The sequence below is a fragment of the Pseudotabrizicola sp. genome, from assembly GCF_030684215.1.
Taxonomy (GTDB): domain Bacteria; phylum Pseudomonadota; class Alphaproteobacteria; order Rhodobacterales; family Rhodobacteraceae; genus Pseudotabrizicola.
Genome location: NZ_JAUXOV010000070.1, coordinates 250,016 through 274,626 on the forward strand (window position 1 = coordinate 250,016; position 24,611 = coordinate 274,626).

The following is a 24,611-nucleotide window of genomic DNA, read 5'->3' on the forward strand; positions in this document are numbered from 1 at the left end:
CGGCATGACAACTTGGCCCCTTGCTTGGCGTCTGGCGCGGCGTGAATTGCGCGGCGGCCTGCGCGGGTTTCGTATTTTTCTGGCCTGCCTTGCGCTGGGCGTGATGGCAATTGCGTCTGTCGGCATGGTGCGCGCTGCGATCGAGGCGGGGTTGCGCGATCAGGGGTCGGTTCTGTTGGGCGGCGATGCGCAGATGGAATTCACCTATCGTTTCGCGGATGACGGCGAGCGGGCGTATATGGACAGCATCGCCTCGGGTGTGTCGGAGGTGGTTGATTTCCGGTCGATGGCAGTGCGCGGCGACGACACAGCGCTGACCCAGATCAAGGCGGTGGACAGTGCCTATCCCCTGTTGGGTGAGGTGGCGCTGGAGCCGGATATTTCGCTGGATCAGGCATTTGCCACAATGAATGGCCTGCCCGGTGCGGTGATGGACCGGGTGTTGGTCGACCGGCTTGGTCTGTCACTGGGCGACACATTCCGGCTGGGCGTGCAGGAATTCCGCCTTGGTGCCGTGCTGCTGCGCGAACCAGACAGCGCCACGCAAGGGTTTACACTTGGCCCACGCACGATGGTGCAGACCCGTGATCTGGCGCAGTCGGGGCTGATCGGGCCGGGGTCGCTTTATGAAACCAAATACCGGATGACGCTGCCTGCGGGGGCTGACCTTGCCGCGCTAAGGGCGCAGACAGAAGCGGCATACCGCGACAAGGGCGTGCGCTGGCAAGACAGCCGCCGCGCCACACCAGGGGTGGAGCGCTTTGTAGAACGCATGGGGTCTTTCCTTATTCTGGTGGGCCTTGCCGGGCTGGCCGTCGGTGGGGTGGGGGTGTCTTCGGCGGTGCGGGCCTATCTGGATGGTAAGGTGTCTACCATTGCCACGCTCAAAACTCTGGGGGCCGAGGGCGGGATGATTTTCCGCGTGTATCTGTTGCAGATTGCAGTGCTGGCGGGTGTTGGCGTGGCCATCGGGCTGGTGCTTGGCACTGTGATTCCGATGCTGCTGGCCCCGGTGATTTCGGCGTCATTGCCGCTGCCGGTGATCTTTCGTCCCTATCCGATGCCCCTGCTGGAGGCTGGATTCTATGGGTTGGTGACGGCGCTTTTGTTCACGCTGTGGCCGCTGGCACGGACACAAAGCGTGCGGGCGGCGGCGCTGTATCGTGGCGCGGGCCGTGAAGGCTGGGCCGGCTGGCCTGCGGCTTTTTCTGTGGTGGGGTTGCTGGCGCTGTTGGTTGGGGGTGCGGTCTGGTTTTCGGGCGTGCCGGAACTGGCGCTTGGTTCTGCCGCCGGGATTGCCGGGGCGCTTTTGGTGCTGGCGGGGGCGGCATGGCTGTTGCGTCGGGCCGCCAACCGTGTGGCGCGGTCGGTGCTGGCGCGGGGCCGCGTTGCCTTGCGGCTTGCGTTGGCGGCCATTGGTGGCCCGCGGGCCGAAGCGACAAGTGTTGTGCTGTCACTGGGTCTTGGGCTGTCGGTGCTGGCGGCGGTGGGACAGATCGAGGCAAACCTGCGTATGGCAATCGCGACTGACCTGCCTGATCGCGCGCCATCGTATTTCTTCGTCGATATCCAACCTGACCAGATTGACGGCTTTCTGACCCGCGTGACCGAAGACCCTGCGGTCAGCAAAGTGGAGAGCGCGCCGATGTTGCGTGGCGTGGTTACCCAGATCAACGGCCGCCCCGCGCGGGATGTGGTGGGCGAGCATTGGGTTGTGCGCGGCGACCGGGGTGTGACCTATGCCGCAGCCCCGTCCGAGAACACGACCATCACCGCAGGCACATGGTGGCCTGCCGATTACGCGGGCGAGCCACAGATCAGCTTTGCCGCAGAAGAAGCGGGCGAGATGGGTCTGAAACTGGGCGACCGGATCACGACCAACATTCTGGGCCGCGACATCACCGCGACGATCACCAGCTTTCGTGAGGTCAATTTTTCCAGTGCAGGCATGGGCTTTGTGATGACCCTGAATCCTGCCGCCGTGTCAGGGGCACCGCATACCCACATTGCCACCGTTTATGCTGAACCGCAGGCGGAAGCCGCGATCCTGCGCGATCTGTCACGGGCCTATCCCAATATCACTGCGATCCGGGTCAAAGATGCGATCGAGCGGGTGACCGAGGCATTGGGTGCCATCGCTACCGCGACCGCATGGGCGGCGGCGGCGACGCTGTTGACCGGGTTTGTTGTGCTGATCGGTGCTGCAGCCGCAGGCGAGCGGGCGCGGGTCTATGAGGCGGCAGTGTTGAAAACCCTTGGGGCCACGCGTGGGCGTATCCTTGCCAGCTTTGCGCTGCGCTCTGCGCTGATGGGGGCTGCTGCGGGGGGTGTTGCCATTGTGGCGGGGGGCTTGGCGGGTTGGGCTGTGATGGTATTTGTGATGGAGACGAGCTACCGCTTTGAACCCATTTCGGCCTTGGCCATTGTCGCAGGCGGTGTGATCGCCACTCTTGGGGCGGGATTGGCCTTTGCCTTGCGCCCGCTTGCTGCGCGGCCGGCTCAGGTCTTGCGCTCTGCTGAATAAGGCGAAGGAGCACGCGTGCCGCGCGCGTTCTTTTGTCCGCGCCTTCTGTGGCTGCGCCACAACCGGCGCGGGCGTTGCCTCCGGCGGGGATACTTTTGAACAGAAAATGTTCAGGTTCGTATCAGAGACCCAGCAGGCGGGGCAGATCGTTCATGTCGAAAAATGGCTCTGCACCAACGGCGGTCAGTCTTTCGGCAGGGGTGTGGGCGGCAAATCCCATGCAACGCATCCCCGCCGCACTTGCTGCGCGTGCGCCTGTCGGGCTGTCTTCGATCACCACGCAATCGGTGGGCGCAACGCCCAGTTGGCCTGCGGCATGCAGATAAAGGTCGGGCGCGGGCTTTGGTGCGCCAAGCGTCTGACCGGAGTAAAGATGGCCCCGAAACCGAGCGATCAGGCCAGGGTGCTGGCCCAGCGTGATCTGCATTTTCTGATCGGACCCGTTGGAGCCTATCGCAAAGGGAATGTCCGCCGTGTCCAACGCATCCAGCACGCCCAAAATGCCGGGGATCATCGGGGTACCTTTGGCCAGCCGGGTATAGAGGCGCTGATAGAAGTCATCGACCCAGGTGTCGGGGAGTGTCGCCCCCGCCTTACGGGCGCGGTGGGCCACATCTGCCATTGTGCCGCCGATAAAGTCCCGTGCGATGACTTCCACGGGCAAGAGCAAGTCATGGCTGGCGAATTCGCCAACCAGCAACTCAAAGGTCATGCCCTCGCTGTCCACCACGACACCGTCACAGTCGAAAATCACGGCCCGAGGGGTCATTCTGGCATCCTTAGCAGGGTTACAGATGTGTCACCATATTTGCGCTGATCAAGCAGGGCCAGCCCTGCGGGTGGGATTGGCTGGGTGCTTTCTTCCCAGACAATCACGGCATTCGGGGCCAGCCAGCCGCCCGCAACGGCCGAGGCGATGGCCTTTTCCCCAAGACCTTTGCCGTAGGGCGGATCAAGGAAGACCAGATCAAACGGCGCGCCCCGGTTGGCCCCAAGTTGCGTTGCATCGCGTCGCGAGATTTCGGTTTCGGCTGTCGCACGCATCAGGGCGATGTTGCGTTTGATCAGGCTTAGCGCGACCTTGCCGTCTTCGACGAATGTGGCCTGTGCAGCCCCGCGCGACAGCGACTCCAGCCCCAGGGCCCCAGTGCCGGCGAACAGATCCAGCACCTTGGCTCCTTGCACCAGATTGCCGTGGCCACCGTTGAGCAGCAGATTGAAGATCGACTCGCGCACGCGGTCAGAGGTGGGGCGCAGATGTGCCTGCGCATCGCCTGCGCCAAGTGGTGTCAGATGCAACCCGCGCGCGCGGCCCCCGATGATCCTCACCTGAGCAGCGCCTTCAGATCGGTTGCAGGGTCCGCCACCAGACCAGGTGCGGGGGATTTTCCCGCCTCGATCAGGCGCTTGCCGACCATGTAGGCGCGGGCATCGTTCATCGCGTCCAGCGCCAGCAGGCGGTCGTCCTGGTAATACCAGAACGACACAGAATTGCCGTCGCCGGGGCGGGTTACAATCCGGTCATAGCCGGTGTTCAGACCGGCGATCTGCAATTTGCAATCGTATTGATCGGACCAGAACCATGGTGCCGCAAGGTAGGGTTTTTCGGCACCAAGCATATTTGCCGCGACCACCTCGGCCTGATCAATCGCATTGCCCACAGATTCCAATCGAAGCCGCCCTGCGCCCCATGGAAAGGATGCACAATCGCCCGCTGACCAGACGTCGGGCGCCGAAGTGCGGCCATGGGCATCGGTTGCGATTCCGTTGTCCAGTGCGATGCCAGCCGCTTCGGCAAGGGTGGTGTTTGGCACGATGCCCACGCCTACAATCACGAAATCTGTTGCGATTTCGCGGCCGTCGGACAGACGCGCTCCCGTGACACGGCCCTCACCCAGCAAGCGCTCCAATCCGGTGGATTCCAGTAGTGTCACGCCATGTGCCATGTGCAAGGCGCGGAAGTAATCTGACGTTTCAGGTGCCGCGACGCGTTGCAAAATGCGTGGGGCCATTTCCAGAACGGTGACTTGCAGGCCCAGCTTTGCGGCCACTGCCGCTGCTTCCAGACCGATATAACCACCGCCTATAATCACCACCCGGCGGCCGGGCTGAAATTCGGGCCGCATTGCGTCAACATCGGCCAGACCGCGCACGGTATAGACCCCGGCCATATCGCCGCCGATTGCGGCGGGCAGGCGGCGCGGGCTGGAACCAGTTGTCAGTGCCAATGCATCATAGGCGATGGCTTCACCGCCGACATTTACGGTCTTGGTTGCCGTGTCCAGTCTGGTAACCGGCGCACCCAACCGCAGATCCACCCTTTGATCGGCCCAGAATTCAGGCGCGCGCAGCCACAGACGCTCGGCTGCCATCTCGCCCATCAGATAGCCTTTGGACAGCGGCGGGCGCTGATAAGGCGGTGCGATTTCCTCGCCAATCATTGTGAGTGGCCCGGTATGGCCAAGGCTTCGCAGCTTTGCCGCCAGTGCCGCTCCGGCCTGCCCTGCGCCGACGATCACCACATGCATGGTCATATTCCTCTGGTCGCCCAACCGACCGGACCCTATATCCTGTGCCTAAGTAAACGCAACGCGAGAAGGATATATTCATGACGATTTCTGTAGGTGGCACGTTACCGGATGCGAAGCTGGCGCACATGGGCGATGGCGGACCTGCCCTGGTGTCATTGCATGACAAGCTGAAAGGCCGCAAAGTCATTGTATTCGCCCTTCCCGGCGCCTTCACCGGCCCATGTTCGACGATACATCTGCCAAGCTTCATCCGTACAAAGGACGCATTCATGGCCAAGGGTGTCGAAGAGATCATCTGCATTGCCGTGAATGATCCCTTTGTTCTCAAGGCCTGGGGCGAAGCAACCGGTGCAACTGAAGGTGGCATCACGCTGCTGGGCGATGCCGACGGGTCGTTCACCAAATCACTCGGGATGGATTTCACTGCGCCGCACATCGGGCTGATCGGCCGGTCCAACCGCTATGCTCTGGTGCTGGAAGACGGCGTTGTCACGCATGCCAACATCGACAACCCGAACGAGTGCAATATCTCCACGGGCGAGGCGCTTCTGGCCGCGATCTGATTGCAAATGCAAACCGCGAACCGTTTTTGCGGCGCGTGCGCGGTTTGCAAACCAAGCCCTTGACGGCGATTTCTGATGCGGGCATCCCAACCTGCGGATGGGAAGGGTGCCAGACTGCCCTGATATCCAGGGGTCTCGTCAGGTCGCTAAGCGCTGGTCAGTAGCCCGCCGCCTTGTCCATCCGTTTGGCCAGTTTCACATCCAGATCGGTCAGCCCGCCCGCGTCATGGGTGGTCAGCTTTACCTTGACGGTGCGGTAAACATTCGACCATTCGGGATGGTGGTTTAGCGCCTCGGCGTCGTCGGCCACCTGAGTCATGAAGGCAAAGGCCTGCTTGAAATCGCGGAACAGGAATGTCTTGACCAGCGCGTCCTTCCCCTCGGCCATTGCCCAGCCGGTGCCGAACAGGGGCACCAGGGTTGCGCGGTCCAGTTTTGGCGTGTCTGTCATGTGTTACTTCCTTTTGCATCGGGGGGCAGTCGGTGGGGGGCAGTCGGGTCGGTCAGTCTTCGGAGTGGACACGACGAAAAGGCCCGTATTGCGTCAGGACCTCAATTTCTTCGTCTACGGCGCGGCGCTCTTCTTGCAAATAACGCGCAACGGCGTCGCGAAAGCCGGTATCTGCGATCCAGTGCAGCGAATGCACCGGCGTTGGCAAATAGCCGCGCGCCAGTTTGTGTTCGCCCTGCGCCCCCGCCTCAACCCTGTGCAGGCCATTTGCGATCACCCAGTCGATCGCCTGATAATAGCACAGTTCAAAGTGCAGGCAGGGGTGATCCTCGACACAGCCCCAATAGCGGCCAAACAACGTATCGCGCCCAATGAAATTCAGCGCGCCTGCCACGGGGCGGTCGCCGTCAAAGGCCATCATCAGCAGGATGTCATCCCGCATCGTGTCGTGAAAGCGGGTGAACGCCGCACGGGTCAGATAGGGCGTGCCCCATTTGCGCGCACCGGTGTCTTGATAAAACTGCCAGAACGCATCCCAATATGCAGGCTCGATCTGGTCGCCGGTCAGCGCGCGGATGATCAGACCGGACGCGCGTGCCGTTTCACGTTCTTTGCGGATCATCTTGCGCTTGCGGCTGGAAAGCTGGCTCAGGAAATCGTCAAAGGTTGCGTAGCCGTTGTTTTCCCAGTGAAACTGCTGCGTAACCCGGTGCAAAATGCCATCTACCCCGGCCAGAGAGTCCGCCTCGTCGTCGGTGCAGAAGGTCACATGCAAAGAAGACAGACGATTGCGTGTGGCAACCGAAATCGCCGCTGTCAGCATCGCCTCATGATATGCCGCAGCGCCCAAAAATCGCCGCCCCGTGGCAGGCGTGAATGGCACTGCGATCTGCAATTTGGGGTAATATCGACCGCCCGCCCGTTCAAACGCCTGCGCCCAGCCGTGGTCAAAGATATACTCGCCCTGAGAATGGCCCTTTGCATACATCGGCACGGCGGCCACCAACTGACCATCTACGCGCAACGCTAGCGGATGCGCGGTCCAACCGGTGCCTGTTCCTGTCGATCCTGAAGAGTCCAGCGCTTGTAAAAAGCGATAAGTCGTAAACGGGTCCACGGGCCGGCCGGACGCTTGTTCAGGTGCCGCGACAGCATCCCATTGGGTCGCGTCAATCTCGGACAGGCTTTGATGCAGGGTGATTTCGGTCATGGTTCCGCTATTAGGCTGCGCCCACAAAGCGCGACGGTAAAGACTGTGCCGCATCCCGCCAAATTCAAGCCGGGATCGCGCTCAGATAGCCCTCAAACGTCACATTTGCCGCAATCTGCCGCGCCATCGCCTCTTGTTCGGGCGAACGGATGGTCCAGCACAACACCGGCACACTCGCATCCCGAAGCTCCAACACGCGCGGGCGGGTCAGGTCGTTGGCCTGATGGCTGATGAAAGACGCCCCCACCCGGTCAAAATCCGGGATCCCGCGCAGATGGTCGCAGACCGCAGCCGGAACCGGTGACCAGTCTTCCGGATCATAGGAGGATGTGGTCAGCCCCCGCGCAACATGCGGCGACAGTCGCGCCATATGGGCCATGCTATGGGGGTTGAATGACATCACCGCCACGTCGCCGCCATAGCCCGCCAACGCCTGTGCCACTGCTGTCTCCAACCGCCCGTCGGTCTGGCCCATCACCCCGGTCTGATCCTTGATCTCGATCAGCAGGGGCACCCGGCCTGCGACCAGTGTCAGAACTTCGGGCAGGGTAGGGATCGTGTCACTGCCCCCGGTGAGAACGATCCGCCCCAAGGCGTCCGCCGACTGCGCTGATACCGGGCCATGGTGTGCAGTCAGGCGGTCCAGATCATCATCATGGAACACCATCGCCCGACCATCGGCAGACAGATGCACATCAACCTCAATGGCATAGCCCGCCGCCACCGCCGCCTTGATCGCCGCAGGGCTGTTTTCGATCCGCCCGGCCGCGCGGTCATGCAGGGCGCGGTGGGATACTGGCAGGTGCAGCAGGCTGGCGGGCAGGGCGGGGCGCGTCATTTCAGGCAATCTCGAACACCGCCTCGATCTCGACCGCGACGCCAAACGGCAAAGATGCCGCCGATACGGCAGAGCGTGCATGACGCCCGGCATCGCCCAGCACGGCCACCATGAAATCTGACGCGCCGTTGATCACCTTTGGCTGATCCACGAAATCCGGGCCCGAGTTCACAAAGCCCACCAGCTTGACCAACCGCACCACGCGGTCAATGTCGCCATCGGTGGCGGCTTTCAACTGCGCGAGAAGCGAGATTGCACACGCCTTTGCCGCTTCGGCCCCTTGCTCAACGCTCAGGTCCGCGCCGAGCTTTCCCTTAATCATGCCGCCCGCGTTCTGGCTGATCTGACCCGAGATGAACACCTGTTTGCCGCTGATCACCCAAGGCACGTAATTCGCCGCTGGTGCAGGCGCATCGGGCAGGGTCACCCCCAGTTCGGCAAGTCGGGTTTCGATCTTTGACATGGCATATACTCCGTTCTGTTTGCCGCAAGCTAACGGCGGGGCAAGGCGGCGGCAAGCACAGCCTGTGGCATGGTCGGTGCTTGGTTGGTGCCGGTGTTATCACAAGACATATCTGCCGCCTGCGGATCGCCCAAAACCTGCCCAAATGCCCATCCCAGACTGACGCATCGTTGTAATCCAATGCCATGGCCTATATCAAAACATATGATCGAATGATGACGCTCCCCGATTTCGGGGCAGAACAATGGCCGTGACCCAGTATGATTTTATCTGCCCGATTGCCGACCGCTTACCGCGCACCGAAGCGCATGGTCATGGCGCTTGCCGCCTTCGCCCTGCTGGCCGCCTGTGCACAAAAACCTGCGCCGACGGGCTTCAATGACCCGCTGGAAGCGAACAACCGCCAGATCCACGACTTCAACCGCAGTGTGGACCGCGCCATTTTGCGCCCCCTGTCCAGCAGCTTTGGCAACGGGCCGCCCGGTCCTGTCATGCAGGGCGTGACCAACTTTGCGCAGAACCTTGATGCGCCGGGGGCGGTGGTGAACAACCTTCTGCAAGGCCGCCCGCATTTTGCGGCGGAAAACACGCTGCGCTTTGTGCTGAATACCACTGTCGGCATCGGTGGATTGTTTGATCCAGCCAGTGCCATTGGCGTGAACGGCAAAGTCACCGATTTCGGCGAAACCCTGCATGTCTGGGGCGCCGGCGAGGGGAATTATGTGGAACTGCCCTTCATTGGCCCGTCAACCGAACGCGATCTTGTCGGCAAGATTGTCGATGTTGGTCTGAACCCGCTGCGCTATGTTTTGCCCAAGCCTGAAGACAACATCGTGCCGGTTGCAAAGCTCGCATCAAGTCTTGGTGATCGGGCGCGCTATTCCGAAACAGTCGACTCTGTCCTATATGATAGTGCAGACAGCTATGCACAGGCGCGCCTGTTGTATCTGCAAAGCCGTCGTTTTCAATTGGGGCAAACCTCTGGCGAAGCCGGAGATGACGCTTTCGAAGATCCGTATGAGGACATCTATGGCCAATGACAGACTGATCATCACACGGCGCGGCTTTGGCATCGGTCTGGTCGGAGGGGCCGCTGCCCTTGCGATGCCGCTTCCCGCCGCCGCTCTGACCGTCGATCAGGCCCGGGCACTGGTAGGCAAGACGATTGCAGACGTGAACCGCACGATCAATTCCGGTAAATCCGCCAGTGCCATGTATGCTGATTTCGAGCGTATTTTCCGCAGCTACGCCGATGTGCCGACCATTGCGCGCTCGGCCCTTGGTCCGGCTGCCCGGTCGGCGTCAAATGCGCAGCTGTCGGCGTTCACCACCGCTTACCAAGGCTATATCGCCCGCAAATATGGCGCCCGGTTCCGTGAGTTCATCGGCGGCCAGATCGAGGTGACGGGCGCACGCGCCGTCAAAAGCTATTTCGAGGTGATCTCGGTCGCCAAACTGCGCGGACAGGCCCCGTTTGACCTGCGCTGGCATGTGTCGGACAAATCCGGCAAGGATCTGTTCTTCAACATCATCATTGAGGGCGTGAACATGCTGGCCAGCGAGCGCACCGAAATCGGCGCCATGCTTGACCGCCGCCGCGGCGATATCAACGGGCTGATCGAGGATCTGAAAAAGGCCTGAGCCGCCCACCGCAAACGACCGACGCCGACCACCGAAACAGGAGGGTCGGCGTTTTGCTTTGCGGCGGGGTAAGGTGTAACGGCGAGGACGCTATGAGTCCGTTGCAGTCATTGCCGAAATGCGCGGCTTGAAACCTGAATTGAATTCTTGGACGGATCTTTGGCATTGGCAAATTCATACCCGCCAGCCTTGTGGATCTTGCCAAAATCAACTCCGTCGGCCTTGGCAGCTTCGCAAAAGGCCGATACGTCCTCAACGTCAAATACAAGCTTCACCAAAACCTGTCCTTCTTTCTGCTTTGCCGCTGCCGGGTGCAAAAGCAGTGCCAAACCCGAGTTTTGCGCCCTTAGCTCAACAATGCGTTCGTTGTCAGCCCGCAACACCGAGAAGCCGAAGTGCTTGGCGTAAAAGTCAGCCATCTCGTCGATCCTGCTTGTGTAGATCACCAATCGCCCGAGTGATGCTGACATTTCTGCGCCTTCGACAAGCCCTGTTTCTGGAAACCATAGCACCGTATGGTTCGAGACGGCAGTTCCGTCCCGCATGGCACAAGCACACCTGTTGCGTCGCCTCATGCTGCTGCTCAAGCAGCAAAAAGCGCTCTGGTTTCAGTCCCCGGCGATAACTGTGCTTCAAGGGTTTAAACGCTAAAAATCGGTCAATCCCACACCCCTAACACCATGATATCACAAGGGGCCCAAATCCTCCCCCTGTGTTATACGCCCTTTGTGGGGGCAGGGTCAGTTCCCGAACACCCCCAGAACGTCGCGCAGGATCTGATCGGCCAGATCGCCTTCTACCGGCCCCTCATTGATCCAATCCTGCGGCACCGGCCCGTCATAGATGATCACCTCTTGCGACGGCATCTCGCCCTGCCACTCACCTGCGCCGGGTTGGGGCACCGGGGCCGGGGACTGGCCATCTGCCATCACGTTTGGTGACGGCGCGTAGTAGCCGCCCGGTGGCAGTTTCGGTTCAGGGACCAGCATAGGCAGCGTTTGCGGTTGCAGGCCCTGATGGACACGCACCATCACCTCACGCCAGATTTCTGCAGGCAAGCCACCGCCCGTCACACCTGTCAACGGGGCGTTGTCGTCGTTCCCCATCCAGACCCCAGCGACATATTCGGCAGTAAAGCCCAGAAACCACGCATCGCGTGCCGCCTGTGTTGTGCCGGTCTTGCCTGCTGCCTGCCATCCGGGAATTTTTGCCCGCGTGCCGGTGCCGTTTTCGATCACCCGGTTCATCATATAGGTCAGATACAGCGACGCTTCTTCACTGATCACCCGCTGTCCGACGCCGCCGGTTGCTCCCAAAAGCATATCTTGTTCGCCCTGAAGCCGCAATTCGACCAGACCATAAGGCGTCACCGACGACCCACCGTTCAGGATGCCCGCATAGGCCCCCGACATCTCCAGCAGCGACGATTCCGACGCGCCAAGTGCCAGCGCCGGACCATCGGCCAAGGCCGAAACGATGCCGAAGCCATTGGCCACCCGCCGCACGGCATCGCGCCCCACCGCTTCCGACACCCGCACGGCAGGAATGTTGCGGCTTTCGGCCAATGCCTGCGAAAGCGTGATCATGCCCTTGAACTGGTTGTCGTAGTTCTTCGGCGTCCATGCGCCTGAACCGGGGATGTTGATGGTCAGCGGGGTGTCTTCGACATAATCCGCCGGGGTAAAGCCCAGATCCATCGCCGCAGCATAGGCAAAGGGTTTAAAGCTGGATCCGGTCTGCCGCTTGGCTTGTGTTGCACGGTTGAAGCTGCCCGCTGCCACCGCTTCGCGCCCGCCCACCATGGCGCGCACAGCCCCATCGGCAGACATCACCACGATTGCAGCTTGTGCCTTTGATCCCTCTTTTACCTTGGTCTCAAACACGAATTTGACCGCATCCTCGGCGGCTTTTTGCAACCGTTGGTCCATTGTGGTGTGGATGATGACATCTTCGGTCGTCGCCGACGACAGAAAGCTGGGGGTGGATTCCATCACCCAATCGGCAAAAGCGCCACCTGATTTTGTCTCGGCGGCCTTTGACAGCCGTGCCGGGTTCTGGCGGGCATCGTTTGCCTGCGCGGGGGTCAGGAACCCCTGTTCCTCCATCAGGCCTACCACAACCGCGGCCCGCTCCTGCGAGCGGATCAGGTTGTTGGTGGGGGCAAAGCGAGAGGGTGCGGTCAGAAGGCCTGCCAGCATCGCCGCTTCGGCCGGGCCCACCTCATTGGCGGATTTGCCGAAATAGCGTTGCGACGCCGCCTCGAAGCCGCGTGCGCCCGCGCCCATATAGGCGCGGTTCAGATAGATGGTCAGGATTTCCTGCTTGGAATACTTGACCTCCATCGCCATCGCATAGGGGATTTCCTTGACCTTGCGCCAGACGCCGCCGCTGCGGCAGTCCTGTTCATAGGCGGCCTCTGATTTCCACTCTGTCGGATTATAGGGCACGCCAAGGCACAGAAGCTTGGCCACCTGCTGGGTGATGGTCGATCCGCCGTTGCCCGACAGCGGGCTGCGGCCCTGGCTCATGTTGATGCGGATTGCCCCGGCAATACCACGCGGGCTGATGCCTAAGTGGCCGTAAAAGCGCTTGTCTTCGGTTGCGATCACCGCGTTGTGCAAGTCGCGCGACACATTTTCGGCGGTGATCTGGCCGCCAAACGTCTCTCCGCGCCATGCAAAGACCTGACCTTCGCGGTCCAGCATGGTGACAGAGCCACGCGCCCGGCCGTCCAGCAATTCGGTCACGGCGGGTAGCTGGCTGTAGAAATAGAACACGGTCAGTGCCAGCACCATGCCGACCACGGCACCGACCCGCCATGTCACACCCCAAAGGATACGCCAGATCAAGCGCCACAGGCCCACGATCAGCCCGACCACAAAGCCATGCTGACGCCGCGGCTTGCGCGGTGCGGGCTTGCGGGGCGGGCGCCCACCGGATGTGGATTTGGCTGGGGTCGCCTTTTGCGTCCCATACCGCTTGTCCGCGGTCAGCTTTCCCCGACCATTGCCCGATACTGCCATTGCCTGCCCAACCGTTAAACGCGTGCTCTTTTGCGCGACTCTAGCCCGAATAGCGCAGGTTGTGGAGAGCGTGAGTTCACGATTCGGATACCTTGAGCGCCTAAAAATTAATCAAGTTGCACAATAAGTATAAATTTTGTGCAGTTTGGTGGGGTCTCGGGCAAAGTTCCACCGCCCATTTCTTGTTCTGGCTGCCCGAAACACGGCTTCTGTCTGCAAGGGCCCAACCCCGGGCCCCACAGAACGAAGGGGAAGGACGTGAAACTAATCATTGCAGCAATCAAGCCGTTCAAGTTGGAGGAAGTGCGTGAAGCACTGACCACCATCGGGGTGCGCGGCATGATGGTTACCGAGATCAAAGGTTTCGGCAGCCAGTCTGGTCATACGGAAATTTATCGCGGCGCTGAATACGCCGTGAATTTCGTGCCAAAGGTCCGTCTGGAAATCGTGGTCAGCAACAGCCTTGCCGATGCGGTCGTCGAGACAATCCGCACTACCGCAAAAACCGACAAGATCGGCGATGGCAAGATCTTCGTGCTGGATGTCCAGCATGCCGTGCGCGTGCGCACTGGCGAAATCAACGACGATGCGCTCTGACGCGTTGGGGACAGGGGAAAACGCAAAAATGAACAACCTGATTAAAATTTCTGGCCTGACGACGTTGGCCGCTTCGCTGTTTGCCAGCCTGCCAGCCTGGGCGCAGGAGGCCACTGTCGAGGCGACCGAAGTTGTGGCTGAAACGGCTCCGGCTGTGATTGATAATGCTTTCATTTTCAACACATTGCTGTTTCTGATTGGTGGCTTTCTTGTGTTCTGGATGGCTGCAGGCTTCGCGATGTTGGAGGCTGGTCTGGTCCGGTCCAAAAACGTCACGATGCAGTTGACCAAGAACATCGCGCTCTTTTCGATCGCGTCGATTATGTATTGGCTCGTCGGCTATAACCTGATGTATCCGGGCGACGCCTGGACCATGACTGGCTATGTTGGCCAATTGTTCGCCGCGAAATCTCTGGCGGGTGATCCTGATGTTGCCGCTGGCTATTCGGTTGCGTCGGACTTTTTCTTTCAGCTGATGTTCTGTGCGACCACTGCCTCGATCGTTTCGGGCACCTTGGCCGAGCGGATCAAGCTGTGGCCGTTCCTGATCTTTACTGTGGTGCTGACTGGGATTCTTTACCCGATCGAAGCGTCATGGCAGTGGGGTGGCGGCTGGTTGTCCGAAGCAGGCTTCTCTGACTTTGCCGGATCGACACTTGTTCACGCAGCAGGTGGTTTTGCAGCCCTTGCCGGTGCACTGATCCTTGGACCACGTTTGGGCAAGTATACGAAAGACGGTCGCGTCAATCCGATGCCGGGCTCTAACCTTGCGCTTGCCACTTTAGGCACGTTCATTCTGTGGCTGGGTTGGTTCGGCTTCAATGGCGGCTCGCAGTTGGCGCTGGGGACCGAGGCGGATGCAAATGCCGTGTCGATCATCTTTGCCAACACCAACATGGCGGCCTCTGCCGGTGCTGTGACTGCCCTGATCCTGTCGCAACTGATTTACAAAAAGGTTGACCTTACCATGGTGCTGAACGGTGCCTTGGCTGGTCTGGTGTCGATCACCGCTGGGCCGCTGGACCCGACATTGTTCGGCGCGCTGTGGATCGGTTCAATCGGTGGTGTGATCGTTCTGGTGGTCGTGCCATTGCTTGACAAGTTGAAGATCGATGACGTGGTTGGTGCCATCCCGGTTCACCTTGTGGCTGGCCTTTGGGGTACCATGGCGGTTCCGTTCTACACTGCGGACACCAGCTTTGCGACGCAGCTTATGGGCTTTGTTGCCATCGGTGCCTTCATGATGATCGCTTCTGGCATCGTCTGGTTCATCCTCAAGGCAACCATTGGGCTGCGCCCAAGCCAGGAAGACGAAATGATGGGTCTGGACAAAGCCGAGCTTGGTCTGGAAGCCTATCCTGAGTTCACCAAGGGCTGATCACTCCTCCTCCCGATTAGTCCAGGGTCTGGCCCGAGCCGCAAGGTTCGGGCCTTTTTTACTGCCGTGTGATCAAAGTGCGCATGAAAAAGCCCGCGACCGGCGCGGGCTTTTCCTTGTAACTTTGGCCAGATCAGCCCGCCACTGTTGCAATCGCCGCCGCGAGGATCGGCACGGTGCGGGCGTTCAGCCCGGCAATGTTGATACGGCTGTCGCCGACCATGTAAATCCCGTGATCGTCGCGCAGAACATTCACCTGCGCTTCGGTCAGCCCCAGACGGCTGAACATACCACGATGATGCGCGACGAAGTCAAAACGGTCAGAGTTGGTGGCGCGGCGCAATTCATCCGCAAGGGTCTTGCGCAGGTTCAGCATATTTTTCCGCACCTCCTCCAATTCGGCCTTCCAGTCGGCGCGCAGGGTGTCATCTTCCAGAATCATCGTGACCAGACGCGCGCCATGATCGGGCGGAAAGCTGTAATTCTGGCGGTTCAGATAGGCCAGATTGCCCTGCACTACCGCACGGCGCGCGGGGTCGGTCAGCGCAATCAGCACTCCGGTCCGCTCGCGGTAGATACCGAAATTCTTGGAACATGACGCCGCAATCAGCACTTCAGGAAAGCGCGCCGCGATCATCCGGGTGGCAGCGGCGTCTTCTTCCAGCCCGTCGCCAAAGCCCTGATAGGCGATGTCGATGAACGGAATAGCACCGCGCGCTTCCAGCACATCGGCCACTTGCGCCCACTGGTCAGTGGTAAAATTCGCGCCCGTCGGATTATGGCAGCAGCCGTGAAGCAGCACGATGTCGCCAGATGCAACGCTGCCAAGGTCTTCCAGCACGCCCGAAAAATCCACGCCGCGCGACTCTGCATCGAAATAGCGATACTCGGCCATTTTCATGCCAAGATACTTGATGATCGAGGGATGGTTCGGCCATGTCGGATTTGACAGCCAGACCGTTGCACCGGGCGCCGCCATTTTCACCAGTTCCAGCGCCTGACGAATGGCCCCGGTGCCGCCTGGTGTCGCAACGCTTGCTGCACGATCAGCATAGCCTGCGCCCAAAATCATGCCCACCATCGCCGCGTTATAGGCAGGCTCTCCTGCCAGCCCGGTATAGCTCTTGGTGGTCTCAACCTCCCACAGTTTTTTCTCGGCGGCCTTGACCGCGCGCATCACGGGGGTGAGGCCAGTGGCATCTTTGTAGACGCCAACGCCAAGGTCGATCTTGGTGTCGCGCGGGTCATCGCGGTACAAGGCAATCAGTTGCAGGATCTTGTCCTGCGGTTGCGGGTTCAGCACTTCCAGCATTGGCCTATCCTTTGGCGACGGCAAGATCTTCATACATGCCCCATTCGGACCACGATCCGTCATAGAGCGAGTGGCTGCGGTGCCCCAGGCGTTCCAGCGCAAGCGACAGAATCGCGGCTGTCACGCCAGACCCGCAAGAGGTGATGGCAGGTCTGGACAGATCGACGCCCGCGGCCTCGAAAACAGCTTTCAGTTCGGCGGGGGGCTTCATTGTGCCATCGGCATTCAGCAGCGTGGCAAAGGGCACGTTCCTGGACCCCGGAATATGGCCCGACCGCAGGCCGGGGCGCGGCTCGTCCACCTCACCCTTGAAGCGGGCGGTGGCGCGGGCGTCAATAATCTCGGCCTGCGCCAGTTTGGCGGCGTGCGCCACCTGCGTGACGTCCTTGACCAGATGGTTCTGGCGGCTGACGGTCATGTGCCGGTCACGCACCACAGGGGGCAGGTCTTCGACTTCGCGCCCCTCGGCCTGCCACTTCGGGAAACCGCCGTCCAGCACGGCCACATCCATTTTGCCCATCAGCCGGAACGTCCACCAGACGCGCGCCGCCGAAAACAGCCCTGCCCCGTCATAGACCACCACCTGATGCCCGTCGCCTACGCCCATCGCACGCATCCGGCTCATGAACTTTTCAACCGGCGGCACCATATGCGGCAGGTTTGACCGGTGGTCGCTGATGTCGTCGATATCAAAAAAACGAGCGCCGGGGATATGGCCAGCAGCATACTCGGCCTTTGCATCGCGGCCCGAGTCCGGCATGAACCACGTCGCGTCCAGCACCCGCAGATCCGGGTCTTTAAGATGGGCCGCCAGCCAGTCAGTCGATACCAGCGTTTTCGGGTCATCACTGGGCGAGGGTGTCACAAGTTTTGTCATCGGCCATGCTCCGCGCGGGTCTGGTTCCGCATATATCGGCAGAGGCACACAGGGCAAGTGTGCAGCTTTGGTGTCGGGACTAGTCCCGGGCGTTTTGCTTCATAATCCGGGCCTTTTGCCGGTCCCAGTCGCGCTTGGCGCTGGTTTCGCGCTTGTCGGCCAGCTTCTTGCCTTTGGCGACGCCCAGTTTGATCTTCACGATGCCGCGCTCGTTGAAATACATCTTGATGGGCACGATGGTCATGCCTTCGCGCGCGGTCGAGTTCCACAACCGGGCCAGCTCACGCTTTGACACCAAGAGCTTGCGCCGGCGGCGTTCGTCGTGGCTGTCCCAGTGGTTTGACTGGTTGTAAGGCGCGATATAGCCGTTGATCAGCCATAGCTCGCCGCCCTCAACGCTTGCATAGCTGTCGCCGATGTTCGACCCGCCCTTGCGCAGCGATTTGACCTCTGACCCTTGCAGCATGATCCCGGCTTCCAGATCAGACTCGATATGGTAGTCGAACCGCGCCCGGCGGTTTTCGGCAATCAACTTGGAATTGGGGTCAGAAATCGTGGCCATCCACTTCACATAAGCGCAGGGCGGGGCCAAGTCCAGATGGTGGCCACCACTGTCTGCGGGCTGTGGCTGGTTATTGTGGCAGGCGCGTCGCCGGGTTTGTCAAAGGGCGCGTTTTTTGCCGATTTCCACGGATCAGCGTGTAAATTCCTGACCCCACTACCAGCGCCGACCCAAGCCACGTCGCCAGATCAGGCCGCTCGCCAAACAACAGCATGGCCAGCGCCATCGCAAACACCAGCCGCACATATCGGAACGGGGTCACAAACCCGATCTCACCCGTGCGCATCGCCGAGGTCAGGGCGTGATAGCCCAGCACAGCAAACAGCGCCGTCCCGGCCAGCAGCGCAACCCCTTTGGCATCAGGCAGCACTGCCCCGCCTGTAAAGGCCAGAATGGCCGCCCCGGCCAAGGCCAGCATGGCAAAGCCTGCCACCCCCAACTGTCGGTTCGACATCACCTTTGGTGCGGCCCGCGTCGCCAGATCGCGCCCGGCGAACCCCAGCATGCCCGCCACCGCCAGCAGGGACAGCGCCGAAAACCCGTCCAGCCCCGGCCGAATGATGATCAACACGCCCACAAAGCCGACCACCACCGCCAACCAGCGCCGCCAACCCACGCGCTCACCAAAGAACAGCGCCGCCCCGCCCACCACCACCAAGGGTGAGGCCTGCAAAATTGCCGATGTCGTTGAAAGCGGCGTCAGCGCGATGGCCAGGGCATAGAACAACCGCCCCGACACCTCGAACCCCGACCGGATCGCCAGCCCGCGCGTCAACAGTGCCGGATGAAACACCGGCTCCCGCATCCGCCGCGCCATCAGGGCAAACACCGCCATGCCGCACAGACCCACGATCAGCACCGCCTGTCCTATCGGCATCACGCGTGAAGCAGTTTTCAGAAGCATATCCTCAACTGCAAACCCCGCCATGGACAGGATCATGAATGCCGCGCCGCGCAAGTTCGCGTTCTCAAACATCGGATATCCGCCCAAAACAGATCAGCGATTCACTGCCCTGTGGTGCAATTTTGACTCAAAACCCTAGGTTCAGTCATTCATCTTGGCTGAAATACTCTTGGGGGGGCAGGGGGTCAGACAGCCCCCATGTTCAGCAGCAGTCTTCGGTCCGGGATTTCAGTTCAACAGCCCGGCATGGCGCATCGCAGCCTTGATCTTGTCCTTGGTGCCATCGGTCAGGCCGACAAGCGGCAGCCGCACATCTTCGGCACAACGGCCCAGCAGTGACAGACCGTACTTTGCCCCCGCCAGCCCCGGCTCGATGAAAATAGCCTCATGCAGCGGCATCAGCCTGTCCTGAATTTGCAAAGCGGTGCGGTAATCCCCGGCCAGAGTGGCATTCTGGAACTCGGCGCACAGGCGCGGGGCCACGTTTGCCGTGACCGAAATGCATCCGGTGCCGCCATGCGCGTTAAAGCCAAGCGCGGTCGCATCTTCGCCCGACAGCTGGATAAAATCCTTGCCGCAGGTCTCGCGTTGCATCGACACGCGCTCGATTTTGCCGGTCGCGTCTTTTACCCCAATGATCCGCGGCAGTCTCGACAACGCGCCCATGGTGTCGGGGGACATATCCACCACCGACCGGCCCGGAATGTTGTAAATGATGATCGGTAGGGTGCAGCAATCATGCAGTGCTGTGAAATGCGCGATCAATCCGGCTTGCGTTGGCTTGTTGTAATAGGGTGTCACCACCAGCGCGACATCAGCTCCCACCCGTTCGGCGTGCTGAATAAGCCGGATGCCTTCAACCGTGTTGTTTGACCCGGCCCCTGCAATGACCGGCACACGGCCCGCAGCGAATTTCACCACCGCCTCGATCATCGCCTCATGTTCTTCATGGCTCAGCGTCGGGCTTTCGCCCGTTGTGCCCACCGGAACCAGCCCATGCGAGCCTTCGGAAATTTGCCAGTCGACCAGCTTTTTCAGCATGTCCAGATCAAGTTCGCCGTTCTTGAACGGCGTAACCAAGGCGGGGATGGACCCTTTGATCATGGCACGCAGACTCCTGTTGGCGCGACACGCAAGGGCGAGTCGCTTGGGCTGAAAATCCCGCCTTGATTAGCCGGGGCGCGGGCAATTGCCAAGCGCAGCCTTTCATCTGCCGCTTTTGGCCCGGTTGACAGGATCGTGGGTTGTCGACCCAACGGGCTTCGGGCAAAATCCGTGCCATGAGCAGAAGATCAAAAAACACGGTTGTGGGGCTGCTGGCGCCTGTTGTGCTTGCGCTGGCACTCACCGGCCCGGTGCGGGCAGATGAAACACAGGCGATGCGGCAGGTTCTGGACCGCATCTCGGCCAAGGATTGGGCGGGAGCCGCCGCCATCGCCCCGCATGACGTCGCCCGCGATCTGGTGGTCTGGAGCAAGCTTCGCGCAGGCGACGGGCTGCTTGGCGACTATGAAGCGTTCCTCAAGCGCCGTCCGGATTGGCCGGGTCTGCCATTTTTGCGCCAAAAGGGTGAAGCCGCCGTTGCCCGGTCGAACACGCCAGACCGGGTGGTCGCCTATTTCAACGGCCAGACCCCACAAACCGGCGAAGGTGCCGTGGCGTTGGTCCGCGCGCTTCAAGCCCTTGGCCGCCGGGATCAGGCCGAAGATCGCGCCATGCAGGCCTGGTCCGATCTGACCCTTTCCGCCGAACATGAAGCGGCGTTGCTGTCCTTGTCCCCTCAATCGGTGGCCCTTGTGCATGAGCTGCGGATGGACCGCCTGCTCTGGCAAGAGCGGCGCGCAGAGGCGCAGCGGATGTTGCCGCGCCTGCCCGCCGATTGGCAGGCCCTCGCCAAGGCCCGCATGGGGTTGCAGACCGGGGCTGATGGCGTGACAGCACTGATCAACGCCGTGCCACAGAGCCGCGCGACCGATCCGGGTCTTGCTTTTGACCGCTTTATCTGGCGCATGAAGCGTGACCTTTATGACGAAGCCTTGCCGTTGATTCTGGACCGCAGTGCCAATGCCGCCGCTTTGGGCGATCCGCAGGCTTGGGCGGCGCGTCGTGCCGTGCTGACACGCTGGCTCTTGCGTCAGAACCGTCCTGCCGAGGCGTACCGCGTTGCGTCATCGCATCACCTGACCGCTGGCGGCGGCTATGCCGATCTGGAGTTCCTGTCGGGCTTCATCGCCCTGCGTCGCCTGAACGATCCCGCCCGCGCGCTGGAGCATTTCCGCCACCTCGAAGCCGGGGTGGCGACGCCGATTTCCCTTTCACGCGCGCTTTATTGGCAGGGCCGCGCCCAAGAGGCCGGCGGCGCGCGCGATGCGGCACAGCGCGCTTATCAGTCTGCGGCCCGGCATCAGACCGCCTATTATGGCTTGCTTGCCGCCGAAAAACTTGGGCTGTCGCTGGATGCAACCCTGCTCAGCGCCGCCCGCCCCGCCGATTGGCGACAGGCTGGCTGGACCCGCTCAAGCGTACATCAGGCTGCTCTTTTGGCCCTGCGCGCAGGCGACCGCAATCTGGCCAAGCGGTTCTGGCTGCATCTGGCCGAAAGCCTTGATGCCACCGGCCTTGACCAGTTGGGCGATATGGCCTTGGCGCTGAACGAGCCGCATATCGCGGTGCTGATCGGTAAACATGCGGCCGAGCGCAGCATCATTCTGCCGCGCGCCTACTATCCGATAACCGATCTGGTGCCTGATGGGTTGGCGGTCAGCCGTGCCTTCGCCCTCGCCATCGCGCGGCGCGAAAGCGAATTCGAACCCTCCGCCCGCTCGCCGGCCGATGCGCGCGGGTTGATGCAGCTTTTGCCCGGAACCGCGAAGATGATGGCCGACAAGGTGTCGGTGCCGTTTGATGCGGGCCGCCTGACCCGCGACCCCGGCTATAACGCCATTCTGGGCGGTGCTTATCTCAAACAACTGGTCGATGAATTCGGCCCCTCCATCGCGCTGGTCGCCTCGGGCTATAACGCAGGCCCCGGCCGCCCGCGCCGCTGGATCACAGAATACGGCGATCCGCGCCGCGCTGATGTCGATGTCATCGACTGGGTGGAGTCGATCCCCTTCACCGAAACCCGAACTTATGTGATGCGGGTGATCGAAGGCGTGATCCTTTACCGCGCCAAACTGCGCGGCACCCCCGGCCCGGTTAATGTAACGGGCGAGCTAAAAGGCTGATCCCCTCAGGATTGCTGCTTTCCAAATACTCCCGCGCGGAGCGCTCCTACACGCTCCGCTTGGGCCAACCCATCAAGCCTTGCGCTTGGCTTTCATATGCTGACGCCAAAGGGTGAACAGCCCGGCGGCCACCACGATCCCGGCCCCGGTCGCTACATTCAGCCGGAGGGATTCGCTAAATACGAAAAGCCCGATCAATGCGGCGAAGGGCAATTGCAGATAGGCCAAAGGCTGAATGGCTGACGCCTCGGCCACCTCATAGGCGCGGATCAGGCACCAGTGCGACAGCGCGGCGGTCATGCACAGCAGCGCCATCCAGCCCATGTCGGGAACACTCATCGGTTCCCAATGCCAGATGCCGATGGCGGTCATCACCACCGCCCCGGTTGTTCCGGTCCAGAAGAACGACACCATCGCGGCATCCTCGCGCGCAACATAGCGGGTCAGCAGACCGTAAAGTGCAAACATCGTCGCCGCTGCCAGCGGGATCAAAGCCTCCACCTTGAACACACCAAAACCGGGTTGCAGGATCACCACGACGCCCACAAAGCCGACGCCAATCGCCAGCCACCGCCGCCAACCTACGGTTTCGCCCAGAATGGGGCCAGACAGCGCGGCGATCAGCAGAGGATATGTCGCAAACACCGCATGGCTTTCGACCAGCCCCAGCGCCACAAACCCCAGCACCATCACGCAGATTTCCAGTGCCAGCAGGACACCACGCAAGATCTGAACCTTTGGCATCCGCGACCGCACCGCCGCCCGGATCCCGCCCGGTGCGCGCGACACCAAAGCGATAACAAACGCCGCAAAGAACCAGTAGCGCAGCATCACCACCATCCAGACGTTATATGTCCCGCCCAAATGGCGCGACAGCCCGTCCTGCACCGCGAAAATCAACGTCGTGCCAACCATCAGCCAAATGCCGAGCTTTGTGTTTTGCGCAACACTCATGTCTTCGCCGTCCGTTCCAGCGACAGGGCATAAAGCCCCGCCGCAATGATAATGCCAGCCCCCAATGCCACCAGTGGGCTCAGCGTTTCGTTGTAAACCGTCAACCCGATCAGGGTGACAAAGACAATCTGCAAATAGGCATAGGGCTGCACCCGCGCGGCCTCGATCTGCTCATAGCATTTGAGCAAAAGCCAATGCGAGAAAATCGAGATCACTGCATAGATGGCCAGCAAGGGCAGGTCGGCAGGGGCCACAGCTTGCCAGTTCGGCAGGCCCGCCACGGTCATCAAACCAGCCCCGATCACACCCGGCCAGAAGAATGACGGAAACGTTGGCTCATCCCGCGTGGTCAGTCGGGTGAGGATGGAATACAGCGCGAACATCACCGCCGCCGCCAAGGGCAGCAGTGCGGCAGGCGTAAACACCCCCATGCCGGGACGCAGGATCACCACCACGCCCAGCATTCCCGCCCCAATTGCCAGCCAGCGTTGCCAGATGATCCGCTCGCCCAATATCAGGCCTGAGAACGCCGCGATCAGCAGCGGGCAGATGGCAAAGACCGCGTGGCTCTCAATCAAACCGATCAGGGTATAGCCCCAGACGATCACGCAAATCTCGCCCACCAGCAACAAGGACCGCGCGACATGCACGCGCATGTGGCGCGAGGCGACAGCGCTGCGCAGCCCCTCCGGTCGGCGCAGGGCAAGCAGGGTGACGAACCCCGCAAACACCCAATAGCGCACCATCACCACCATCAAGGTATTGTATTCGCTGGCCAGATAGCGCGAAAATCCGTCTTGCGCAGCAAAGGCGGCGACAGCGGCAATCATCAGCCAGATGCCAAGCCGCGGGTTCCGGCTCATCGCACACCCGTCGTCATATGCCGTTTGCGTCCGTGTCCGGGTTGACGTGTCACGGTGAACCCGGCGTCGGTCAGCGCGCGCCGGACATGGCCTGCGGCGGTATATGTGGCGAAGGTGCCGCCGGGCGCGGTGTGGCGCGCGACTTCGGCCATGATCTCGGGCGACCAGAGTTCAGGGTTCTTGGCGGGCGAAAACCCGTCCAGAAACCACGCGTCCGCCATGCCCTGCCAAGCGGGCAGGGTGTTGCGCGCGTCACCGATGATCACCTCAACCTCCAGCCCGGGCAGGCGGAATTGGCGTGCGCCCTTGGCCCATGCCGCCAGAAATTCGCCCGCAACGGCCTGCGCCGCGGGGAAGTGGGCCAGCGCGCGGAAGATGTCATTGGCCGTCATCGGATAGGCTTCGAAACTGGTGAAACGAATTGTGCCGGGGCGGGCCGTATCCGCCCAAGCCATCAGAACCGCCAGAAGGTTCAGCCCGGTGCCAAAGCCCAGTTCGGCAATGTGAAAGCCATCTCGCAGCCGATCCGGCAGAGTGTTGCCTGCCAAAAACACATGCCGCGTCTCGGCCAGCCCGTCATTCAGCGAAAAGTAGGGATCATCAAAACGGCGCGAGACCGGAATCACGCCATCGCGCCAGTCCAGACCCTCTGGATCATGCTCTGTACCCTGTTCGATATCCGACATTTGCCCT

Annotated in this window: 24 protein-coding genes; 7 read left to right on the forward strand and 17 right to left on the reverse strand. The window is 61.2% G+C overall.

All coding sequences use genetic code 11. The features are described 5' to 3' along the window. The first annotated feature begins 4 nt into the window (after positions 1 to 4). Positions 5 to 2,524, forward strand: coding sequence for an ABC transporter permease (locus tag Q8K08_RS15335; RefSeq protein WP_305250626.1), 2,520 nt, complete (start codon positions 5 to 7; stop codon positions 2,522 to 2,524). Positions 2,525 to 2,645: 121 nt separating this feature from the next. Here Q8K08_RS15335 and Q8K08_RS15340 read toward each other — a convergent pair whose 3' ends face one another. From Q8K08_RS15340 to Q8K08_RS15350, 3 genes are read right to left on the reverse strand one after another with little or no spacing between them, the layout of a single operon-like run. Next, the gene (locus Q8K08_RS15340) at positions 2,646 to 3,293 is read right to left on the reverse strand and encodes an HAD family phosphatase (RefSeq protein ID WP_305250627.1); all 648 of its coding nucleotides are present in this window, start codon (positions 3,291 to 3,293) and stop codon (positions 2,646 to 2,648) included. After that, positions 3,290 to 3,853, reverse strand: a complete 564-nt coding sequence (gene rsmD / locus Q8K08_RS15345; protein WP_305250628.1) for a 16S rRNA (guanine(966)-N(2))-methyltransferase RsmD — start codon at positions 3,851 to 3,853, stop codon at positions 3,290 to 3,292. Before rsmD ends, Q8K08_RS15340 begins: the two co-directional genes overlap by 4 nt. Continuing rightward, a complete protein-coding gene (locus tag Q8K08_RS15350; protein WP_305250629.1) occupies positions 3,850 to 5,058 on the reverse strand; it encodes an NAD(P)/FAD-dependent oxidoreductase in 1,209 nt (402 codons plus the stop codon). The genes rsmD and Q8K08_RS15350 overlap by 4 nt, the downstream gene beginning before the upstream one ends. A gap of 74 nt (positions 5,059 to 5,132) precedes the next feature. On the opposite strand from Q8K08_RS15350, the gene Q8K08_RS15355 reads away from it, so the two are divergent. Next, on the forward strand, positions 5,133 to 5,618 hold the full coding sequence (locus Q8K08_RS15355) for a peroxiredoxin (RefSeq protein WP_304801480.1): 486 nt from the start codon (positions 5,133 to 5,135) through the stop codon (positions 5,616 to 5,618). A gap of 157 nt (positions 5,619 to 5,775) precedes the next feature. Here Q8K08_RS15355 and Q8K08_RS15360 read toward each other — a convergent pair whose 3' ends face one another. From Q8K08_RS15360 to Q8K08_RS15375, 4 genes are all read right to left on the reverse strand, one after another. After that, positions 5,776 to 6,069 (reverse strand): 4a-hydroxytetrahydrobiopterin dehydratase, encoded by a 294-nt coding sequence (locus tag Q8K08_RS15360; protein ID WP_305250630.1) that lies wholly within the window; start codon positions 6,067 to 6,069, stop codon positions 5,776 to 5,778. Between the two features lie 52 nt (positions 6,070 to 6,121). Continuing rightward, positions 6,122 to 7,279 (reverse strand): GNAT family N-acetyltransferase, encoded by a 1,158-nt coding sequence (locus Q8K08_RS15365; protein WP_305250631.1) that lies wholly within the window; start codon positions 7,277 to 7,279, stop codon positions 6,122 to 6,124. 64 nt (positions 7,280 to 7,343) lie between these two features. After that, positions 7,344 to 8,117, reverse strand: a complete 774-nt coding sequence (locus Q8K08_RS15370) for a glycerophosphodiester phosphodiesterase family protein (RefSeq protein WP_304798782.1) — start codon at positions 8,115 to 8,117, stop codon at positions 7,344 to 7,346. A 1-nt stretch (position 8,118) separates the two neighbouring features. After that, positions 8,119 to 8,580, reverse strand: a complete 462-nt coding sequence (locus Q8K08_RS15375; protein WP_304798785.1) for a RidA family protein — start codon at positions 8,578 to 8,580, stop codon at positions 8,119 to 8,121. A gap of 314 nt (positions 8,581 to 8,894) precedes the next feature. Between Q8K08_RS15375 and Q8K08_RS15380 the strand changes: the two genes are divergently transcribed. Then, positions 8,895 to 9,620 carry a VacJ family lipoprotein gene (locus tag Q8K08_RS15380; protein ID WP_305250632.1) on the forward strand — a complete coding sequence of 242 codons (726 nt, stop codon included), beginning with the start codon at positions 8,895 to 8,897 and terminating at the stop codon, positions 9,618 to 9,620. After that, positions 9,610 to 10,221 carry a phospholipid-binding protein MlaC gene (locus tag Q8K08_RS15385; RefSeq protein ID WP_304798791.1) on the forward strand — a complete coding sequence of 204 codons (612 nt, stop codon included), beginning with the start codon at positions 9,610 to 9,612 and terminating at the stop codon, positions 10,219 to 10,221. Before Q8K08_RS15380 ends, Q8K08_RS15385 begins: the two co-directional genes overlap by 11 nt. 107 nt (positions 10,222 to 10,328) lie before the next feature. On the opposite strand, the gene Q8K08_RS15390 is transcribed toward Q8K08_RS15385, so the two are convergent. After that, a complete protein-coding gene (locus Q8K08_RS15390; protein WP_305250633.1) occupies positions 10,329 to 10,691 on the reverse strand; it encodes a VOC family protein in 363 nt (120 codons plus the stop codon). Positions 10,692 to 10,961: 270 nt separating this feature from the next. Then, a complete protein-coding gene (locus Q8K08_RS15395) occupies positions 10,962 to 13,244 on the reverse strand; it encodes a transglycosylase domain-containing protein (protein WP_305250634.1) in 2,283 nt (760 codons plus the stop codon). A gap of 258 nt (positions 13,245 to 13,502) precedes the next feature. Here Q8K08_RS15395 and Q8K08_RS15400 point away from each other — a divergent pair, with 258 nt between their 5' ends. Beyond that, complete coding sequence (locus Q8K08_RS15400) at positions 13,503 to 13,841, forward strand: P-II family nitrogen regulator (RefSeq protein WP_304798829.1); 339 nt, start codon at positions 13,503 to 13,505, stop codon at positions 13,839 to 13,841. A gap of 28 nt (positions 13,842 to 13,869) precedes the next feature. Continuing rightward, complete coding sequence (locus Q8K08_RS15405; RefSeq protein ID WP_304798830.1) at positions 13,870 to 15,219, forward strand: ammonium transporter; 1,350 nt, start codon at positions 13,870 to 13,872, stop codon at positions 15,217 to 15,219. Between the two features lie 133 nt (positions 15,220 to 15,352). Here the strand turns inward: Q8K08_RS15405 and Q8K08_RS15410 are convergent, their stop codons facing one another. From Q8K08_RS15410 to dapA, 5 genes are all read right to left on the reverse strand, one after another. Next, the gene (locus Q8K08_RS15410; RefSeq protein WP_304798837.1) at positions 15,353 to 16,531 is read right to left on the reverse strand and encodes an amino acid aminotransferase; all 1,179 of its coding nucleotides are present in this window, start codon (positions 16,529 to 16,531) and stop codon (positions 15,353 to 15,355) included. Positions 16,532 to 16,535: 4 nt separating this feature from the next. Further along, positions 16,536 to 17,408: a 3-mercaptopyruvate sulfurtransferase gene (gene sseA / locus Q8K08_RS15415; RefSeq protein ID WP_305250635.1), complete on the reverse strand. Its 873-nt coding sequence runs from the start codon at positions 17,406 to 17,408 to the stop codon at positions 16,536 to 16,538. Between the two features lie 79 nt (positions 17,409 to 17,487). Next, complete coding sequence (smpB, locus tag Q8K08_RS15420; RefSeq protein WP_304798841.1) at positions 17,488 to 17,970, reverse strand: SsrA-binding protein SmpB; 483 nt, start codon at positions 17,968 to 17,970, stop codon at positions 17,488 to 17,490. A gap of 70 nt (positions 17,971 to 18,040) precedes the next feature. Next, positions 18,041 to 18,946: a DMT family transporter gene (locus Q8K08_RS15425; RefSeq protein ID WP_305250636.1), complete on the reverse strand. Its 906-nt coding sequence runs from the start codon at positions 18,944 to 18,946 to the stop codon at positions 18,041 to 18,043. A 156-nt stretch (positions 18,947 to 19,102) separates the two neighbouring features. Beyond that, positions 19,103 to 19,978, reverse strand: coding sequence for a 4-hydroxy-tetrahydrodipicolinate synthase (dapA, locus tag Q8K08_RS15430; RefSeq protein ID WP_304798843.1), 876 nt, complete (start codon positions 19,976 to 19,978; stop codon positions 19,103 to 19,105). A gap of 176 nt (positions 19,979 to 20,154) precedes the next feature. Between dapA and Q8K08_RS15435 the strand changes: the two genes are divergently transcribed. After that, positions 20,155 to 22,101, forward strand: a complete 1,947-nt coding sequence (locus Q8K08_RS15435) for a lytic transglycosylase domain-containing protein (protein WP_305250637.1) — start codon at positions 20,155 to 20,157, stop codon at positions 22,099 to 22,101. Positions 22,102 to 22,173: 72 nt separating this feature from the next. Here Q8K08_RS15435 and Q8K08_RS15440 read toward each other — a convergent pair whose 3' ends face one another. Genes Q8K08_RS15440 through mnmD form a run of 3 tightly spaced genes read right to left on the reverse strand, consistent with a single transcriptional unit; the run spans position 22,174 to position 24,604 of the window. Beyond that, entirely contained in the window at positions 22,174 to 23,055 is an 882-nt protein-coding gene (locus Q8K08_RS15440; RefSeq protein ID WP_305250638.1) for a DMT family transporter, read from the reverse strand. After that, positions 23,052 to 23,918 (reverse strand): DMT family transporter, encoded by an 867-nt coding sequence (locus tag Q8K08_RS15445; protein ID WP_304798848.1) that lies wholly within the window; start codon positions 23,916 to 23,918, stop codon positions 23,052 to 23,054. The genes Q8K08_RS15440 and Q8K08_RS15445 overlap by 4 nt, the downstream gene beginning before the upstream one ends. Beyond that, positions 23,915 to 24,604, reverse strand: coding sequence for a tRNA (5-methylaminomethyl-2-thiouridine)(34)-methyltransferase MnmD (mnmD, locus tag Q8K08_RS15450; RefSeq protein ID WP_304798850.1), 690 nt, complete (start codon positions 24,602 to 24,604; stop codon positions 23,915 to 23,917). Before mnmD ends, Q8K08_RS15445 begins: the two co-directional genes overlap by 4 nt. Positions 24,605 to 24,611 lie beyond the last annotated feature (7 nt).

Coding starts and splice junctions, on each gene's coding strand:
- Q8K08_RS15350 (WP_305250629.1), bottom strand. CDS start 5,058: ATGACCATGCATGTGGTGATCGTCGGCGCAGGGCAGGCCGGAGCGGCA.
- Q8K08_RS15435 (WP_305250637.1), top strand. CDS start 20,155: ATGAGCAGAAGATCAAAAAACACGGTTGTGGGGCTGCTGGCGCCTGTT.
- Q8K08_RS15375 (WP_304798785.1), bottom strand. CDS start 8,580: ATGTCAAAGATCGAAACCCGACTTGCCGAACTGGGGGTGACCCTGCCC.
- Q8K08_RS15380 (WP_305250632.1), top strand. CDS start 8,895: ATGGCGCTTGCCGCCTTCGCCCTGCTGGCCGCCTGTGCACAAAAACCT.
- smpB (WP_304798841.1), bottom strand. CDS start 17,970: ATGGCCACGATTTCTGACCCCAATTCCAAGTTGATTGCCGAAAACCGC.
- Q8K08_RS15340 (WP_305250627.1), bottom strand. CDS start 3,293: ATGACCCCTCGGGCCGTGATTTTCGACTGTGACGGTGTCGTGGTGGAC.
- Q8K08_RS15395 (WP_305250634.1), bottom strand. CDS start 13,244: ATGGCAGTATCGGGCAATGGTCGGGGAAAGCTGACCGCGGACAAGCGG.
- Q8K08_RS15370 (WP_304798782.1), bottom strand. CDS start 8,117: ATGACGCGCCCCGCCCTGCCCGCCAGCCTGCTGCACCTGCCAGTATCC.
- sseA (WP_305250635.1), bottom strand. CDS start 17,408: ATGACAAAACTTGTGACACCCTCGCCCAGTGATGACCCGAAAACGCTG.
- Q8K08_RS15335 (WP_305250626.1), top strand. CDS start 5: ATGACAACTTGGCCCCTTGCTTGGCGTCTGGCGCGGCGTGAATTGCGC.
- dapA (WP_304798843.1), bottom strand. CDS start 19,978: ATGATCAAAGGGTCCATCCCCGCCTTGGTTACGCCGTTCAAGAACGGC.
- Q8K08_RS15425 (WP_305250636.1), bottom strand. CDS start 18,946: ATGTTTGAGAACGCGAACTTGCGCGGCGCGGCATTCATGATCCTGTCC.
- Q8K08_RS15365 (WP_305250631.1), bottom strand. CDS start 7,279: ATGACCGAAATCACCCTGCATCAAAGCCTGTCCGAGATTGACGCGACC.
- Q8K08_RS15360 (WP_305250630.1), bottom strand. CDS start 6,069: ATGACAGACACGCCAAAACTGGACCGCGCAACCCTGGTGCCCCTGTTC.
- Q8K08_RS15440 (WP_305250638.1), bottom strand. CDS start 23,055: ATGAGTGTTGCGCAAAACACAAAGCTCGGCATTTGGCTGATGGTTGGC.
- Q8K08_RS15390 (WP_305250633.1), bottom strand. CDS start 10,691: ATGTCAGCATCACTCGGGCGATTGGTGATCTACACAAGCAGGATCGAC.
- mnmD (WP_304798850.1), bottom strand. CDS start 24,604: ATGTCGGATATCGAACAGGGTACAGAGCATGATCCAGAGGGTCTGGAC.
- Q8K08_RS15410 (WP_304798837.1), bottom strand. CDS start 16,531: ATGCTGGAAGTGCTGAACCCGCAACCGCAGGACAAGATCCTGCAACTG.
- Q8K08_RS15445 (WP_304798848.1), bottom strand. CDS start 23,918: ATGAGCCGGAACCCGCGGCTTGGCATCTGGCTGATGATTGCCGCTGTC.
- Q8K08_RS15385 (WP_304798791.1), top strand. CDS start 9,610: ATGGCCAATGACAGACTGATCATCACACGGCGCGGCTTTGGCATCGGT.
- Q8K08_RS15355 (WP_304801480.1), top strand. CDS start 5,133: ATGACGATTTCTGTAGGTGGCACGTTACCGGATGCGAAGCTGGCGCAC.
- Q8K08_RS15405 (WP_304798830.1), top strand. CDS start 13,870: ATGAACAACCTGATTAAAATTTCTGGCCTGACGACGTTGGCCGCTTCG.